Source organism: Desulfovibrio gilichinskyi (assembly GCF_900177375.1).
Taxonomy (GTDB): Bacteria; Desulfobacterota; Desulfovibrionia; order Desulfovibrionales; family Desulfovibrionaceae; genus Maridesulfovibrio; species Maridesulfovibrio gilichinskyi.
Genome location: NZ_FWZU01000002.1, coordinates 677598 through 694051, shown reverse-complemented (window position 1 = coordinate 694051; position 16454 = coordinate 677598). Strand labels below are relative to the sequence as shown.

General features: G+C 41.6%; 16 protein-coding genes. 13 read left to right on the top strand and 3 right to left on the bottom strand.

Going from position 1 to position 16454, the window contains the following annotated elements:
- Positions 1-153: 153 nt before the first annotated feature.
- The 12 genes from fliD to rpe all read left to right on the top strand — a co-directional run bounded on the left by fliD (position 154) and on the right by rpe (position 12657).
- On the top strand, positions 154-1905 hold the full coding sequence (fliD, locus tag B9N78_RS08150) for a flagellar filament capping protein FliD (RefSeq protein WP_085101021.1): 1752 nt from the start codon (positions 154-156) through the stop codon (positions 1903-1905).
- 113 nt (positions 1906-2018) lie between these two features.
- The gene (fliS, locus tag B9N78_RS08145; protein ID WP_085101018.1) at positions 2019-2561 is read left to right on the top strand and encodes a flagellar export chaperone FliS; all 543 of its coding nucleotides are present in this window, start codon (positions 2019-2021) and stop codon (positions 2559-2561) included.
- Positions 2562-2667: 106 nt separating this feature from the next.
- On the top strand, positions 2668-3756 hold the full coding sequence (locus tag B9N78_RS08140) for a glycosyltransferase family 4 protein (protein WP_085101016.1): 1089 nt from the start codon (positions 2668-2670) through the stop codon (positions 3754-3756).
- Between the two features lies 1 nt (position 3757).
- The gene (locus tag B9N78_RS08135; protein WP_085101013.1) at positions 3758-4951 is read left to right on the top strand and encodes a glycosyltransferase; all 1194 of its coding nucleotides are present in this window, start codon (positions 3758-3760) and stop codon (positions 4949-4951) included.
- A gap of 87 nt (positions 4952-5038) precedes the next feature.
- Positions 5039-6019 (top strand): zinc-ribbon domain-containing protein, encoded by a 981-nt coding sequence (locus tag B9N78_RS08130; protein WP_085101010.1) that lies wholly within the window; start codon positions 5039-5041, stop codon positions 6017-6019.
- Positions 6020-6037: 18 nt separating this feature from the next.
- A complete protein-coding gene (locus tag B9N78_RS08125; RefSeq protein WP_085101006.1) occupies positions 6038-6373 on the top strand; it encodes a hypothetical protein in 336 nt (111 codons plus the stop codon).
- A gap of 159 nt (positions 6374-6532) precedes the next feature.
- Positions 6533-7678 carry an OmpA family protein gene (locus B9N78_RS08120; RefSeq protein ID WP_085101003.1) on the top strand — a complete coding sequence of 382 codons (1146 nt, stop codon included), beginning with the start codon at positions 6533-6535 and terminating at the stop codon, positions 7676-7678.
- Between the two features lie 332 nt (positions 7679-8010).
- Positions 8011-9195 (top strand): 12,18-didecarboxysiroheme deacetylase, encoded by a 1185-nt coding sequence (gene ahbC, locus B9N78_RS08115; RefSeq protein ID WP_085101000.1) that lies wholly within the window; start codon positions 8011-8013, stop codon positions 9193-9195.
- Positions 9196-9368: 173 nt separating this feature from the next.
- The gene (gene hemB / locus B9N78_RS08110; protein WP_085100997.1) at positions 9369-10352 is read left to right on the top strand and encodes a porphobilinogen synthase; all 984 of its coding nucleotides are present in this window, start codon (positions 9369-9371) and stop codon (positions 10350-10352) included.
- Positions 10352-11521 (top strand): heme b synthase, encoded by a 1170-nt coding sequence (gene ahbD, locus B9N78_RS08105; protein ID WP_085100994.1) that lies wholly within the window; start codon positions 10352-10354, stop codon positions 11519-11521. Before hemB ends, ahbD begins: the two co-directional genes overlap by 1 nt.
- Positions 11522-11986 carry a siroheme decarboxylase subunit alpha gene (ahbA, locus tag B9N78_RS08100; RefSeq protein ID WP_085100991.1) on the top strand — a complete coding sequence of 155 codons (465 nt, stop codon included), beginning with the start codon at positions 11522-11524 and terminating at the stop codon, positions 11984-11986.
- Positions 11986-12657 (top strand): ribulose-phosphate 3-epimerase, encoded by a 672-nt coding sequence (rpe, locus tag B9N78_RS08095; RefSeq protein WP_085100988.1) that lies wholly within the window; start codon positions 11986-11988, stop codon positions 12655-12657. The genes ahbA and rpe overlap by 1 nt, the downstream gene beginning before the upstream one ends.
- Before the next feature lie 117 nt (positions 12658-12774).
- Here the strand turns inward: rpe and B9N78_RS08090 are convergent, their stop codons facing one another.
- Together B9N78_RS08090 and B9N78_RS08085 are read right to left on the bottom strand one after the other, a co-directional pair.
- Entirely contained in the window at positions 12775-13593 is an 819-nt protein-coding gene (locus tag B9N78_RS08090; RefSeq protein WP_085100985.1) for a sterol desaturase family protein, read from the bottom strand.
- Positions 13594-13796: 203 nt separating this feature from the next.
- The gene (locus B9N78_RS08085) at positions 13797-14399 is read right to left on the bottom strand and encodes a DUF445 domain-containing protein (protein WP_085100982.1); all 603 of its coding nucleotides are present in this window, start codon (positions 14397-14399) and stop codon (positions 13797-13799) included.
- Between the two features lie 232 nt (positions 14400-14631).
- Here B9N78_RS08085 and B9N78_RS08080 point away from each other — a divergent pair, with 232 nt between their 5' ends.
- Entirely contained in the window at positions 14632-15768 is a 1137-nt protein-coding gene (locus B9N78_RS08080; RefSeq protein ID WP_085100979.1) for a diguanylate cyclase, read from the top strand.
- Between the two features lie 35 nt (positions 15769-15803).
- Here B9N78_RS08080 and B9N78_RS08075 read toward each other — a convergent pair whose 3' ends face one another.
- Positions 15804-16445, bottom strand: a complete 642-nt coding sequence (locus B9N78_RS08075; RefSeq protein ID WP_245805496.1) for an ABC-type transport auxiliary lipoprotein family protein — start codon at positions 16443-16445, stop codon at positions 15804-15806.
- Positions 16446-16454 lie beyond the last annotated feature (9 nt).

Below are 16454 nucleotides of genomic sequence, written 5' to 3'. Positions count from 1 at the left end.
AGACAAACGGTAAAAGCCGGAGCGAAAAATTCGGTCCGGCTTTTATTACTTAATTTCGAAATTATCTCCAAAAAACATAAAATAAATTGGCACTACCCTTGCAAGCCATAAGCGAAAGACAAAAATTAGGGAAATTAATTCCCGGAGATTAAAATGGCTGATACAACTTCAGGAAATATAAGCTTCGCCGGCCTTGGTAGTGGCACGGACTTTGGAGCTATGATTGATGGGTTCGTTAAACTTGAACGTACCCAAATCACATCTCTTGAGAAGTGGAAGAAATCTTGGAGCTCAAAAGTTGATCAATTTCATGAGCTTAACACATCTCTTTTAGCTTTACAGACAACACTTAAGTCCATGGACACCATTGACGAGTTCATGAGTAAGGTTGCTACAAGTTCTAATGAAGACGCTGTCACGGCTACAGCAACCAGTGAAGCTACTGTTACATCGCATAATCTCTTTGTGAGAAAGCTAGCTCAAAACGATATTCGCAGCTCCGACGGTGGAGTAGCTAGCATTAAAGACTCTATTTTTTCCTCAAATGGATCCTTTTCTTTCACTTATCAAGGTGATGCGATTGTCCTGAGTAATATTCCAGCCGGTACAACTATGGAAGGGTTTATAAACTTAATTAATAACCATGTTGATACTAAAGACAGAATAAGAGCCACAACAATTTCAGATGGGACCACATTACACCTGCAACTAAGCGGTTTAGACTTAGGACAAGCAAGCATGATTATCGTAGATAGTCTTGTTGGACTTGATCCCGCACTGGGGGATTTAACTCGCACTCAATTGGCTCAAGATGCTGAGATAAATGTAGACGGTTTCCCTCCCGGCGATTTCATGAGACGAGCAAGTAACACAATAGATGATGCTATTATCGGGCTAACATTTACGCTGAAAGATACTAGTGTAGCGAATGCCAGTAATATATTTACCACTCCTTTTAAACTTGGTGTCACTACTGATACTGAAAAAATCAAAGAAAATGTTCAAAAATTTGTCGACCAAATTAATGAAGTCAGACAAAAAATTAAGGACATGACTGCCGTTGACACAACGTCTGAAAAACCAAAAGGTTCTATACTTACAGGTAACTACGGTGTTGAACTTCTGATAGGACAGCGACTTAAAAGTATCACAGCATCAAAAGGAGAAGGATTTACCTGGTTTGAAGACTTAGCTGGAGGCGGAACGAAGGGCGACAAGTATTCATCGCTATCTCAAGTGGGAATATTGACGAATGCAGATACAGGTGGAGCAAATGCAGGTCTTCTTGAACTTGATATGGACGAACTCAGTAAGGCTCTTTTAGATGATCCTTATGCTGTGGCAGAAATTTTTGCAGCGCATGAAAAAGGAACCAGCAACTCCCCAAACGTTCAGTACATGTCTCACATTGAAGGGTCGACCGAGCCTGGATCATATAACGTTCAGTATGAGGTTTCCGGTGGCGTCCTTGTTTCTGCAACTATCAATGGACATGCAGCTGCAGTGATAGCAGGAACATGGGAGATTACAGGGGTAGGCGGAACACCGGAAGCAGGTTTGGGTATGAAAGTTCTAAATCATACTGACGGAGTTTACGGTAACTCTAACGACAACGCTTCAGATGCAATTCTAGTAAGTGTCAAAGAAGGTAAAGCCGGCGAAATGGTCGGAGCAATAAGTGACATTCTCAGTAAAACCGGTCCACTTAATATCCTTGAAGAAAACTATAATGATATTATGGATAATATTGATAAAAAAATTGAGCGTGAAGAAAATAGAATTGACCTTTTTGAACAGAACCTGAAATTGAAATATTCAAGACTTGACGCTTTGCTGGGTAAATATCAGGGCATTCAGGCCCAGTTGACATCAAGCATCAAACAGCTAGGTTCCGGTAGCAGCTAAAAACTTAAAAAGCCTTTAAAAACACACTGTTCTCCAGTATTTATAAAATAATTCAAATTCCCTCTAAGGTTTTTACAAAAGTAGGTCGATATATATGGCAGGAGGAGCACCAAATGCATAAAGCCGCTCAAGCATATCTTTCAACTCAGGTACACACCACTTCTAAAGGAGAACTTCTCCTCATGCTTTATGATGCCGCCATCAAATTCATGAAGCAGGCAAAAATTAAGATTGACGAAAAAGACTATGCCGCCAAAGGAATTCTTATTTCAAAAGCTATTGAAGTTATTTCAGAACTGACAGCAAGCCTCAACAAAGAAAAAGGTGGTTCTCTTGCTGAAAATCTGAGCCAGCTTTATATTTATTGCAACACAAGATTGTTGCAGGCAAATTTAAAGATGGACAATGAAAAAATTGATGAAGTTATCAAAATCATTGATGGTATTTCCTCTGCATATAGAGAAATAATCTCAAAAATGGATGCTCAAGATGCTCCATTGCAGACACAGTCATCAGCCTCCAGTGGTTCAACAAATATTAATGCAAGCTTTGTAAATGGCCCGGGATACGGTCTTCCAACGGCTTCCGGCAACATGCCAGCTCCGAATTCTATACGCCTTAAAAAAGCAGCCAGTGCTTACGGTTCTGCTAGATAGACAATTAAAAGATTCCGCCGCAAAATTATTAAAGCCTCTGAAAACAGAGGCTTTTTTATGCTGATTTCTTTACATCCCATCTCATATCTGTCATTTAATTCAGATCATGGCAGAAGAAAAAATACGAGTACTGCACGTAGCCTCCTCACTTGGACTTGGAGGCACAGAAAAGGTGATGCAATCATTTGTCACTAACCTTGATACTGAAAAATTTCATGCAGCGGTATTCTCTCCATTAAACGGACCAAGAGCAAAATTGCTGCGTCAAAACGGTATTGAAACATTCATAGGGATTGACCTTTTACCGCTTCTAGAAAAATTTAAACCCGACATAGTTCATCTGCACCGCGCCGGATGGCCTGAATCAGGCTCACTACGTCCTTTCAAACTTGCCAGCATACCTGTCATTGTTGAAACAAATGTCTTCGGCCATTATGATCCCAGCCCGGATGGAAAGATCATTGACCGCCATTTATTTGTATCCCGCTTTTGCGCGCAAAGATTTGAAAAAATTAATTCAATTCCGGCTTTGCCTCCTAAATATTCTGTTCTCTATAATCCCGTTGATACAGATTTTTTCGCTGCCAACAGCCCTGTCGATCGCTATTTTCCACCGCATACATTTGGTCGAATTTCAAGAGCTGACCCAGGAAAATGGTCTACTCTTGCCCTTGGGATACTACCGAGTTTACACCAAATGATTAAAAATAATGATATCGCACCCTTTACTTATAATATTATAGGCGGAATTCCCGAAGCTAAAAGATTTGTCAAAGAGCACGACTTTGAGAAATACGTTAACTTTTTACACCCAATTCTTACAGATAAAGAGCTCTCTGATTTTTTTAACTCCATATCTTTTCTAGCCCATGCAAATGATACAGGAGAATCTTTCGGTCTTGTCATAGCGGAAGCAATGGCTGCCGGACTGCCTGTCATAACTCATCCGAGCAAAGAGTTACGCGACAACGCACAGCTGGAACTTGTTGATCACGGAAAAACAGGGTTGATTGCAAACGATATTCAAGAATATGCAGAGGCGGTTAAATTTCTTTTAACCCATCCGCAGGAAGCTCGCGAAATGGGTGAAAACGGCAGAGCCAAGGCATCCGAGCTATTCCGCGCGCAAGACATTGCAGCCGAACTGGGTAATATTTATATTGAATTGTTAGAATCTAAAGGTTTTCAAAAATAATATGAGCCATCCTTTTGACATATATTCAGCGCAAATACTTTCCTTTAAGCTTGAAGGCCAAAAGCAACACAATGATAATACAGTAAATTGCGACACTGAAAAAGTTGTTCAAAGAAATATTCAGCTTGCTGAGCAATCAGGTGCAGACTCAATTATCCTGTTCGGAGCAGGAGACGGCAAATTGGCCAAAGCTCTTGCCAAGTCTAAACCGACTTGGATGGAATTAATAATTTGTGATCTCTACCCCGAAAATATCCTAAAAATCCGAAAAGATAATTTTACATCAGACCCATTAAACTCAAACACCCATCTGCTTGTTGATTCATCCATCTGGGCTGTTTTATTACTCCTGATTCAATACGGATTTACAGCCACCAAAAGCCGCCTGATTCTCAATCCATGTATTGAAGGTGAAAGCAAAAAAAAGCATCAATCATTACAAAAACTTTTTTCAAGCCATAAAAATATTCAGATACCGGACACTCAGGATTCAAATATAAAAATTTCTGCCGCAGCAATAGTCAGCCCAGATGAGCCGGATCTTGATTCATTCATTTCTTCATTCCCATCATGGATTTATGAACTGGTTCTGGTCTGGGACTGCAACGATTATTCAAAAATCCCCGTAATTCCTTGCGAGTCCGGCATAAAAATCGTAAATATCTGCAACCCGCTGAACAACAACTTCGGCGCACAGCGAAATATAATGCTGGAGCACTGTCATGGTGACTGGGTTCTATACTTAGACGCAGATGAACGGCTCGCAATTAATGACTGGGATTTACTGAAAAGAATTGCTTCGTATGACAAGTGTGATGGATGGCACTTCCCCCGTTTAACCTTTTACCCGGATAAAGATCACTGTAGGATAGGGTTCGGACTTTGGCCTGATTTGCAGCTTCGTTTTTTCCGCAATTCTCCAAAGATTAAATTCATTAACAATATTCATGAACAGATTATCGGACTTAAAGGATATACAGGAATTATTGCAGGTTCGCCAATAAGCCACCTTACTCATCTGATTAAAAATCGCGATGAAATTGAATCAAAGCTGGCAAATTTTAATAATGCGACATCCGGAATGATCAAACACAAACTTAATTCTGAGCTTCCGACCCTTGCTTCAGAACTACTTAAACCGCAAAAAGACATTCCATTGCTACCGATAATTCTACCCTCAATTTCATATAGATGATGTTCATTAACAATTACCATTGCCTTAAAATATAAAATTTATTAGGTCTGACAAAACTATTCAGACAATCAGCCTTAAGGAAATAATATGAAAGTTATCTGTCCAGAATGCAATTTTACCAGTGAAATTCCGGAAGAAAAAATACCGGCAAATGCACAGCTTGCAACATGTCCAAGGTGCCATATAAAATTCAGATTCAGATCTTTTGAAGATGAACTTGATGAAAACATTGATGATATGGGACCTGAAGGCGAGCAGCAGTACGATTCATACGAGCAAACGAACCTTGTCCATGACAATTCAGAAGACGATACTACTCACAGTCAGGCTCCACTAGAATCTACACACATTCAGCACCAGCAAAGTGAATCAGATATATGGAAGAGCCTTGGCTCAATGTCTCCTGAAGATGACTCAATCCATGCAGAAGAAACAGCAGACTGCAAACAAGCTGCGGATAATGAAGTTCCTTTCGAAGTAATGGAAAAATATGGATTTTTCCCGGCTTTATTTCTCACAATAAAAAAGACTATTCTTTCCCCTACTACTTTTTTTAAAGACATGGAGCTTAACGGGTTCATGAAACCCTTCATATTCCTGTTCATTTTGATGATGTTTCAGGGAATATGCAGCTATATATGGACAATAGCAGGTGTTTCCACGGGGCTCGGTTCTCAAATGGGACAAGCCGTCGATCCTTCCGTTGCAATAAACGGCGGAACCACGGCACTGATGCTGCTGGGCGTTTATCCGATCTTAGGCTCAATCAGTTTTTTCCCTATCGTCGGGATGACTCATGTAATGCTTCTGGTTTTCGGGGCAGGCGAAAGAGGCTTTCAGGCAACTTTCCGTGCAGCTGTATACGCATACGCTCCGATAATGCTGTGCATAATACCAGTCATAGGGTATGCTGTGGGATCAATTGCAAGTTTCGCATTTTCAGTTATTGCATATAAAACTATTCACAACACTTCTTATATGAGAGTTGTCCTTTCCATAATTATGCCGGCAGTGCTGCTGCTGACAATTTTGGGGTTGTATTCAGGCTTCAGCCAGCCGACAATTTAATATCCTGAGGGCACACATATGTTTGGATGGATTAAAGAACTCCTTTCTCAAGCTAAGAAACGTATGCAATTGGAAAAAGAAATTAATCCTAAAAGCTTCCAGAGCATGGCGAAAGAAATATCTGATCTAGCAGATGCCTGCTCGCAAGTCTGCCAGCCGCAAGAAAATGTGTTGCAACGGGTGGAAAGAATAAAAGCGGAAATGGAACAGCTGACCACTCTGACCATGCAGCCGGAATTTAAAAAATTATCCACGCAGCGAAAACTTGAACTGCGTGAAAGTTTAATCCAATCCAGAGAACAAATTCTGGAATCAATGCAGACAGCTCCTTCCCCCACAAAATTGCTTCAATAATAAAATGAGCGGCCTTTACAAAAAGGTCGCTCATTTTTCTTACTCCATCTTCAGATTATTCTAATTACGCGGCATGAATTTTGCTAATTTTCAAAGCATACGGTTTATAGTCATTTTTCGGACGCACCGGAGCGAAACCTTTCACCTACGATATATACAATGAAAAAGTATCTGATAATACTAGTTCTGCTGTTATCTGCTTGCACTAAATTTGAACCTCAGCTGACAACTCAATCCATCTTTTACGAAGATGCAAAAGTTCAGTTATCGCAGCTTATGGTTTATTCCAGACCGGAAAAACCCCATTATGGTCCACTTTCCGCCTTATTTTATCCATATTTTGTAACTCAAACAATTAAAGATGGAAAAGACTGGGGTAAACTGATCAGTAAAAATGTCTGGCAAAACTGGACAAGTCTACAAATTTTTCCATCAATGGTTTTTGACGATGAGCTGGTATATCGCGGACTGGACGATGCAATGTTTACCGCACGCTCCAGAGGGTTTGACTTGCTGGTAGTCGGATTTGTTCCGTATCTATACTTAGGCCATACAATGGATGACTCCGCTGTAACACTTCAAGTCAAAATATATGAAACAAAACACGGGCAAATGGTTTGCTCTTTTGAGCAGTCCGGACGCATACCCAAGCGAATGGATGATGACTTTATCATTATTAAGCGCGAACACCGCATGCCGGATTCGGCCTTTTTCCAGATAGTGCAATCAATTGCAACAGACATGGCTGTACCGCTTACATCCTGGGCAAGATATGAAAATACCAATAAAGGTATTATCGCAGGACTTACAGCGGCTAAAGCTGATGCGGATAAACCGCAGATGATAGCATACACTCCTCAGCAACCACCTGTATCCTCGCAAACGGTGCAAACTCCGCAAGAATCGCAGGCAGAAATGACATCTGCCCCGACCGGCACACCCGTGACTCCGCCGAAAGCTAAATCAATTAATTTAGCAATTCAATTTGATGTAGATTCTGCAACAATAAAACCTGAATCATATCCTATTTTAAACGAGCTTGGAAAAGCTCTGACCAGTGACAAACTCAAGGAGAAGAATGTAATTATTGCAGGGCATGCAGATGCTGATGCTTCCGCAGAATATAATTTGGAATTAAGTAAAAAAAGAGCCGAGGCTGTTAAAACATACCTTACTAAAAATTTTCCTATAAGTTCTACCCGCATAGCAACTACAGGGTTTGGTGAATCCAAGCCTTTGGTCCCGAACACCACTAAATATAACAAGCTTTTAAACCGCAGAGTTCAGGTTTCGATCGCTCCATAGGCTTAAAATACGCATAAATTTTATACATCCTCCTTCGATATGGAACCGAAAGAGGATGTTTTTTTGCGATGATCATATCAAAAAGGACTATTTTAGATAAATATTACTATAAATTCATACAATTACAAACATTGCAGAATACACCTATTTTCGACTTTTCCCCTGTCGTCATTTGTGGTAATCCACACAGCTCATTCAGTATGAATAATCGATGATTTCATGAGTTGACGGTATCAAGATTTAATGAAGTAATCTCCGTCCCTGAAAAAAAATCGTTCTAACCCAATAACCTGGCACGGAAACTATTTCCCCGGCTAGTGAGGACTTTTTAAATGATTGGTATTTCAAAACTTTACTGTGGAGCGGTTGAACCTTCTGATGTCCTGCGTTACGGACGCGACTCAGCAAAACTCCCTTCTCACCTCCTCCAGTTCTCCGAAGATAAAAAGCCCGTTGTTGTCTGGAACATGACCAGAAGATGCAACCTTAAATGTGTTCATTGCTATGCACAGGCTGTTGATCCTGACGGTGTAGATGAGATTTCAACATCTCAGGCTAAAACCATGATTGACGACCTTGCGCAGTTCGGAGCTCCGGTTATGCTTTTCTCCGGCGGTGAACCTCTTGTCCGTCAAGACTTGGTAGAACTTGCTCACCACGCCAAAGGTAAAGGAATGAGAGCCGTTATATCAACAAACGGAACTCTCATCACCAAAGATAAAGCTAAAGAACTTAAAGAAGTCGGTCTTTCTTACGTAGGAATTTCCCTCGACGGTGCTGAAGACACTCACGATAAATTCCGCGGTGTCAAAGGCGCATTCAAAAAAGCAATCCAAGGCATTGAAAACTGTAAAGCTGAAGACCTGAAAGTAGGTCTGCGCTTCACAATTAACAAACGCAACTGGAAAGAAATTCCAACAATATTCCAGCTTCTTAAAGATCTCGAAGTTCCAAGAGCATGTTTCTACCATCTGGTATATTCAGGCCGCGGATCTGAGCTGATCAAAGAAGATCTTGATCACGCAGAAACACGTCAGGTTGTTGACCTCATCATGGACGAAACCAGAGCCATGGACGAAGCAGGAACTCCTAAAGAAATCCTGACAGTAGACAACCACGCTGACGGACCTTATGTTTACCTGCGTATGCTTAAAGAAGATCCTGAACGTGCTAAAGAAGTTTTAGAGCTTCTCCAATATAATGAAGGAAACAGCTCCGGTCGCGGTATCGGCTGTATCTCATGGGACGGACAGGTTCATGCAGACCAGTTCTGGCGTAACCATACTTTCGGCAATGTTCTTGAACGTCCATTTTCAGAAATATGGACCGATCCTAAAATTGAATTGCTGCACAAACTGAAAGATAAAAAACCTCATGTAGGCGGCAGATGTGCACAGTGTCGTTACCTCAACATCTGTGCCGGCAACTTCCGCGCCAGAGCTGAAGCGTACTACGACGACATTTGGGCTCAAGACCCAGCATGTTACCTCACCGACGAGGAAATCAAGAAAGACTAGGCTCTACTGTATACTGTTGCTCACAACGGACATTCAGCAGTCGCCCAGACGACAATGATACATTAATCCCGGCGGTCTTCTTTGAGGTCCGCCGGGATTTGCGCTATTAAGCTTTACCGGCCGTTACTCGCCGGATTTATAAAAACGTTTCACCGTTTATAACGGAGTAAGCTATGGTATTCGACTTTCACAGAGGACGCAGACTTAGACGTACCTCAGTAATTCGCGATTTAGTCAGAGAAACAACTCTTTCATCCGCTGATTTGATGATGCCCTATTTCGTTATTGAAACAGACGATCAGGACTACAAAAAACCAATCTCTTCCATGCCCGGTCAGTTTCAGCTGAGCCTTAAGCAGCTTGAGCTTAAAGTTGGTGAAGCAGTCGCAAACGGCCTGAAAAGTCTGATGATTTTCGGCCTTCCTGCAGAAAAAGATCCCTTAGGATTACAGGCATATGCCGAAGAGGGAATTGTTCAGCAGGCTGTAAGAAGAATTAAAAAACTATGGCCTGACCTAGTTGTTGCAACAGATGTATGTCTTTGCGAGTATACTTCCCACGGTCATTGCGGTCTGATTAAAGACGGTATAATTCTTAATGACCCTACCCTTGAGCTTCTCGCACAAACAGCCTTGTCCCATGCAAAAGCCGGAGCGGACATAGTCGCTCCTTCCGACATGATGGACGGCCGTGTTGCTGCTATCCGTGAAAGGCTTGATGAATCAGGATTTGAAGAGCTCCCGATAATGTCTTACGCTGTCAAATATGCCTCAGCGTACTACGGCCCTTTCAGAGAAGCGGCAGAAAGCGCACCTCAGTTCGGTGACCGCAAAACATATCAAATGGACCCGGCTAACGCACGCGAAGGACTTCGTGAAGCAGCAGCAGACGTTCTTGAAGGCGCAGATATAATCATGGTTAAACCTGCCGGACCTTATCAGGATGTCATCCGTATGGTCCGCGACTCGTTTGATACGCCTGTTGCGGCCTATCAGGTCAGCGGCGAGTATTCAATGATCAAAGCCGCTGCAATAAACGGCTGGATTGATGAAAAAGCTGTAGTTTTGGAATCTCTCATCGGCATTAAGCGTTCCGGAGCAGATTTAATTATGACTTACTTCACAGAAGACGTACTCAAATATATGGGTAATAAATAATGAGCGAAAATAATAAATCACACCCCGCCGGCCATCCGGCAGGGCATCCGAAAGGCCACCCAGGTGGACATCCGGGCGTAAACCCTATCCCGCAGGCAAATGCTGACGGTTCTCCTCCACTGCGCCTTATTGCATGGGAAGTAACCCGTTCATGCAACCTTGCATGCAAACACTGCCGTGCGGAAGCTCACCCCGAACCTTACCCCGGTGAGCTTTCAACCGATGAAGCAAAAGCACTCATCGACACTTTCCCTGAAACTGGAAATCCAATCATCATTTTCACAGGCGGAGAGCCTCTGCTCAGAAAAGATGTGTTCGAACTGGTCGCTTACGCCAAGACAAAAGACTTGCGTTGCGTAATGGCCCCTAACGGAACACTTCTTACTGCTGAAAATGCTGTTCACCTCAAAGAAGTCGGAATTGAACGCTGTTCAATTTCAATCGATGCAGCATCTGCAGACCATCACGATGAATTCAGAGGTGAAAAAGGTGCTTTTGATGCTTCAATGCGCGGCATACAGTTCCTTAAAGATGCAGGTATTGAGTTTCAGATCAACACAACTGTGACCCGTAATAACCTGCACATGTTCAAAGACATCTTCCATCTTGCCAAAGACCTCGGCGCATCGGCATGGCATATATTCCTGCTGGTCCCTATGGGCAGAGCTGCGGAACTCGGCGAGCAGGTCATCAGCTCCGATGAGTATGAAGAAGTTCTGAACTGGTTCTACGATTTCCAGAAAACGACTGACATGCAGTTGAAAGCAACATGCGCCCCGCACTACCACCGCATCCTGAGACAGCGTGCGAAAGAAGACGGAATCCCGGTTAATTTCGAGAATTTCGGCCTTGACGCAGTAAGCCGCGGATGTCTTGGCGGAGTCGGGTTCTGCTTTATATCACACACAGGTCAAGTTCAGCCTTGCGGCTACCTTGAGCTTGATTGCGGCAACGTGCGCACAACGCCTTTCCCGCAGATCTGGAGTAAATCGCAACAATTTTTAAATCTCAGAAACCCGGAAACTTATGACGGTAAATGCGGACACTGCGAATTTGAAAAAGTTTGCGGAGGATGCCGCGCTAGAGCCGCCACCATGGAAGGGAACTATCTCGGACCTGAGCCTTTATGCTCATACACTCCAAAGAAAAAAGCTAAGAAGGAGTCCTAAATGGACGCAGTCGACAAGCAGATACTTACCATTATCCAATCAGGATTCCCTATCGCCTCCCGCCCTTACGCGGTTGTGGGCGAACAGATAGGAATTACCGAAGACGAAACCTTAAGCCGTGTAACGAAGCTCAGAGAAGACGGAGTTATCCGCAGAATCGGTGCAAACTTCGGTTCCAGAGAGCTCGGCTGGAAATCTACTCTTTGCGCGGCAAAAGTTCCCGAAGAGAAGATCGATGAATTCGTTGCAGAAGTTAACAAACATAAAGGCGTGACTCATAACTATCTGCGCGAAAATGAATTCAACATATGGTTCACTTACATAGGTACAGACCTTGAAGACGTCGAAAATACCCTCCAGTCTATTACCGATAAAACAGGAATTAAAGTTCTGAACCTTCCGGCAAGTTTCATGTTTAAAATCAAAGTTGATTTTAATATGGAAGATGACAAGGAGGAGGACTAATGGCTGAAAAAGAAACCATTATTTCGCCATCACTGCTTTCGTGCGATTTCAGCAGACTGGCCGATGAACTCAAAGCTCTTGAAGAAGCGGGACTCAAATGGGCTCACCTTGATGTTATGGACGGTAAATTCGTACCGAATATAACTTTCGGCCCGCCTGTCATCAAGTCCATGCGTAAAGAATGCAATCTGTTTTTCGACTGCCACCTGATGATTGAACAGCCTGAAAGATATATTACTGAATTTGCAGATGCCGGAGCAGATCTTATCTGTATTCACGCGGAATCTACAAATCATCTTGAAAGAGCTGTAGCAGCAATTGTTGAAGCAGGAGCCAAACCGGCAATTGCTCTCAACCCTGCAACTCCTCTGGAATCAATCAAATACCTGATTCCGCAGTTGTATATGGTTCTTATCATGAGCGTTAACCCAGGATTCGGCGGACAGAAGTATATTCCTTTCTGCACCGATAAGGTCCGTGATTTAAAAGCTATGATTACTGAGCAGAAAGCGGACACTCTAATCCAGCTAGACGGCGGTGTAACTATCGATAACTGTAGAGAGCTTGTAGAAGCAGGAGCAGATGTACTTGTTTCCGGTTCAGCTTTCTTCAAGTTTCCTCCTTACGCAGAACGTCATAAATTATTTATTGAACGCTGCGCAGGAAAATAGTTCCAGCTTATAAACAATTAAAAACAGCGTCCCCGGATGATAATCCGGGGACGCTGTTTTGTTTTCAGCTTGCAGCCTTTTTATTATATACTCTAATTTATAAAATCTGATCTATCATTAGGATTCTTTGGAATCCTCCGGCCCTACTTGCCCTTTAAGAAAGGGCATCGCAACCATCAAGTGGAATGAGCGATACTTCGTATCTCTAAAAAGATTCAGCCCGATGATCATTTTCTCATGTCCCAAATCAGGCTGAGCTTTATACGTGGTAAAAAGCCTATCCCACCACGGCAGATTAAAACCGAAATTGCTGTTCATCTCACGCCGATCCGTGGAGTGATGGACTCTGTGCATGTCCGGCGTAACAATAAAAAGGCGCATGATCTTATCTACTTTCAGAGGAAGTTTGATATTACTATGATTAAACATAGCAACACAATTCAAGACTATTTCAAATAAGACCACCGCTAGCGGGACAATACCAAGCATAGCAACCACAGCAAGTTTAAAGATCATGGACAAAATAAATTCAAAAGGATGGAAACGTACTCCGGTGGTAAAATCATAAAAAGTATCGGCATGGTGCATTCGATGCAACATCCATAAGGGACGAGAGTAATGGAAGGCTCGATGTTGAAAATATATTGCAAGGTCCAGCAAAAGGAAACCCAAAACAACTTCACTCCAAAAAGGCAGCCTAAGCAGTGGAATCAATCCCCACCCTTTTGTGCTGATATAAATGGCTAAAGCGACCGGAAGAACGGGGAATATCAACCTTATAAAAAGTGCGGATACTATCACCATCCCGAGGTTGCTACTCCATCTTAAGCCTCGATCAACTTTACCTGTGCGACGTGGCGAAACTTTCTCCCATAGTGCGAGAATTATTCCGGTTCCCAAAAAAGCAATGAACCTGATTATGTCGTCCCACTCCATAAAAATATCACCCCTGATAAAACTAAATCAGCGAAATCTTAAAAACTGTGCACAACTACAATCGTAAACAGTTTTTATTCCGCTGTAAAAATCATATGCTGCATACTTATATGAATATTTAGCCAGTATATTCTTCCCCAATAAAAAACCCATCATTAAAGTACGTCATAATGATGGGCTTAACAAATTTTTATAAGTTAAATTTACAAAAGGAAAATTCCGACCTGAATAAGACCTATAATAAATCCGAGCACACCACCGATAACTTCAATGAATCGGAATTCTTTTTTCATTATGCCGAAAAGGATTGATTCAAGTTGTTCCATAGAAAAACATTCCACCTTATCCTGAACAAGACATTTGAAATCAAGTGAGCATTCAAGTTCAGATGCTGTTGTATCAATAAGCTTGGGCAACATTTCATCAAGTTCTTTGGAAAGCATGCCTCTGACGGTCTTAAGGGTTTCATCGTTAAGAAACATCCCGACCATCGGATGAAGAGTTGTCAGTTTTTCTCTGAAAAACACATCTAGATATTCCAGAACAACATCTTTATGCTTATTAATAAAAGCAGGATCATGAATAACGTTTTTAATATCAGTATGAGATATCAGTTCCCGTTCAATCATTTCTCCTAAGCTCTCAGCAAGTTCCTTCTGTCGTTTAGGGAAAATACCCTGAATAACAAATGGTCCGATGTGAATAGCCTTATGCGGATGGAAAAGCATTTTAACAGCAAGAAAATTTGTAACCCAACCGATCAGTGCACATATAACCGGCGAAAGAAGAAGCTTCATTGTAATCATCGTTTTGTATTCCCTTAACTATTTTACTTCTTTGCTTTATTCGCAAAGTGCGACGACATAGTTGTCTAAAATTTATAAAAGAGCAAGTTCCTTGCAACAATATTAGATTTATTGTTTTTCAACTGCATTATTGCCTGATTATAATATGTGCTGCATAAAAAACTTGATTAGTAATAGAATCAGTGTATTTTCTGTTTCGAATAATCAATCAAAGGTGGAACTGGGGGTTGATATGAACAAGGAACTAGATACTTCAGCGGACTCCGCTGATATTAAATCTTTGCGCCAAAAGTATGAAGCGCTCGAACATAAAATTGCAATAAAATGTCCTGAATGCGGGCAAGTACAATTCAGAAAAATTTTTGCGCATGCTCAGTCCGCTATTGTAGTTCTAAACAACAACGGTGATATTGTTTTCGCTAATAATGCTTTTAACAGTATTACAGGATTTTCTCAAAAAGAAATCTTACATCAGCCTATTCATCAAATCCTTCTGTCAGCTGATACCTATACAGCCGGCAGAATAAAGACTTGTTTGTCAAATTCTGATAATAATACAACCTTAATCTTCCAAATGGTTAATAAAAACCATGAAAAAATTTGGGTTGATATGTCTATAAAGAATATCAAAAATAACAACTTGTGCGAGAATTCAATCTGTATCTTTAACGACATTACCGTAGAAAAAGAAAATGAGCTTCGCAAAGAAGAACTGATTGATGAACTTATGGAAGTTAAAGAATTGCAGGAGGATAACTCCGCGCAGCTTTCCATTTTGCTACAAGAGCTGGACGATAAAAATTTAAAACTCGAAAAAGAAATATCTGAAAGAAAAAAGGCGGAAGAAAAATTAAGGGAAAGCGAGGAAAGATTCAAAAGCCTCAGCATTACCGACCAGTTGACCGGACTTTATAACCGCAGACATTTACAAGAAGTAGCATGTGTAGAACTAGACAAAAGCAACAACAAAAATACTCCATTATGTACCTTACTTATGGATGTAGACAATTTTAAAAATTTCAATGACACCTACGGGCACTGCGCCGGAGATGTTGTACTCAAAAGTGTAGGCAGAATCATCAAAAAATCTTTGCGCGAGCATGACAGCGGGTTCAGATATGGCGGAGAAGAATTTGTAATCTTCCTTCCTGAAACTGAAAGCAAAGAGGCTGCACTTATAGCAGAACAAATTCGCGAAACTTTGGCTAAAGAAGAATTCCACCCGCAAGACGATGAACCTGTGCAAAAGACCATAAGCATAGGCATAGCGCAGTACCAGCCTGAAGAAACTCTTGACGACATGCTAAAACGTGCCGATGAAAATATGTACCGCGCTAAAATAAAAGGTAAAAACAGAGTTCACTTTTAACAAATATAATTAATTGCTATAGTAGCCTTTGCTGTCTAATTTTTAACTTTTACGACAGCCGCAATATCTTTCTCAAGCTCACTGAAAATATCCGTGAATCCTTTATTCATTGCAACAACGATAGCTGATGCACTGGAAGAATCTGCAACAATTTCTTTGCTGAAAGTTCGCGAATAAATAATCGGCATATCCGGATTTGAATTATCAAACATAAAAAACTGCATGTTGATTACAGCCTTAGGTGAAGTGCCGCTGAGATCTCCGTATATAGAGTTTACAACCCCCTCAAGCAGCAACTCTCCAGTCCCCATGCTGTCAGTCCCCAGAACATGTGCAAAAATTCCGGAATCCGCCATCCAGCCTTTAAGTTCCTGCGTCAGCATGGAAGCAGGCGGCACAAAAAATGCGTTATAATAATCAGATTCATAACCGTTTTCAGATATGCGATAAACTAAATCCCTATCTTCATAACGGGATGAGACTTTAATACGCCGAACAATCAAATTCTTAGATGTGCCATTAGTAAAAACATTCTGTCCGCTGCGAACAGCCGACAAAGTATAATATTTGCGATCAAGAGACGGACGTTCAAGCTTTACACATCCAGCAGATACAGCCATTACACAACAGGCTGCCAAGCATACTGTTATCACTTTTTTTGAAATATAGTTTTTCACAATCCGCTC

Excerpts from the sequence above, each read along its gene's own strand:
- ahbD (WP_085100994.1), top strand. The coding sequence starts at position 10,352 with ATGAGCGAAAATAATAAATCACACCCCGCCGGCCATCCGGCAGGGCAT.
- rpe (WP_085100988.1), top strand. The coding sequence starts at position 11,986 with ATGGCTGAAAAAGAAACCATTATTTCGCCATCACTGCTTTCGTGCGAT.
- hemB (WP_085100997.1), top strand. The coding sequence starts at position 9,369 with ATGGTATTCGACTTTCACAGAGGACGCAGACTTAGACGTACCTCAGTA.
- B9N78_RS08140 (WP_085101016.1), top strand. The coding sequence starts at position 2,668 with ATGGCAGAAGAAAAAATACGAGTACTGCACGTAGCCTCCTCACTTGGA.
- ahbA (WP_085100991.1), top strand. The coding sequence starts at position 11,522 with ATGGACGCAGTCGACAAGCAGATACTTACCATTATCCAATCAGGATTC.
- B9N78_RS08090 (WP_085100985.1), bottom strand. The coding sequence starts at position 13,593 with ATGGAGTGGGACGACATAATCAGGTTCATTGCTTTTTTGGGAACCGGA.
- B9N78_RS08085 (WP_085100982.1), bottom strand. The coding sequence starts at position 14,399 with ATGATTACAATGAAGCTTCTTCTTTCGCCGGTTATATGTGCACTGATC.
- B9N78_RS08080 (WP_085100979.1), top strand. The coding sequence starts at position 14,632 with ATGAACAAGGAACTAGATACTTCAGCGGACTCCGCTGATATTAAATCT.
- B9N78_RS08120 (WP_085101003.1), top strand. The coding sequence starts at position 6,533 with ATGAAAAAGTATCTGATAATACTAGTTCTGCTGTTATCTGCTTGCACT.
- fliD (WP_085101021.1), top strand. The coding sequence starts at position 154 with ATGGCTGATACAACTTCAGGAAATATAAGCTTCGCCGGCCTTGGTAGT.
- B9N78_RS08130 (WP_085101010.1), top strand. The coding sequence starts at position 5,039 with ATGAAAGTTATCTGTCCAGAATGCAATTTTACCAGTGAAATTCCGGAA.
- ahbC (WP_085101000.1), top strand. The coding sequence starts at position 8,011 with ATGATTGGTATTTCAAAACTTTACTGTGGAGCGGTTGAACCTTCTGAT.
- B9N78_RS08135 (WP_085101013.1), top strand. The coding sequence starts at position 3,758 with ATGAGCCATCCTTTTGACATATATTCAGCGCAAATACTTTCCTTTAAG.
- B9N78_RS08125 (WP_085101006.1), top strand. The coding sequence starts at position 6,038 with ATGTTTGGATGGATTAAAGAACTCCTTTCTCAAGCTAAGAAACGTATG.
- fliS (WP_085101018.1), top strand. The coding sequence starts at position 2,019 with ATGCATAAAGCCGCTCAAGCATATCTTTCAACTCAGGTACACACCACT.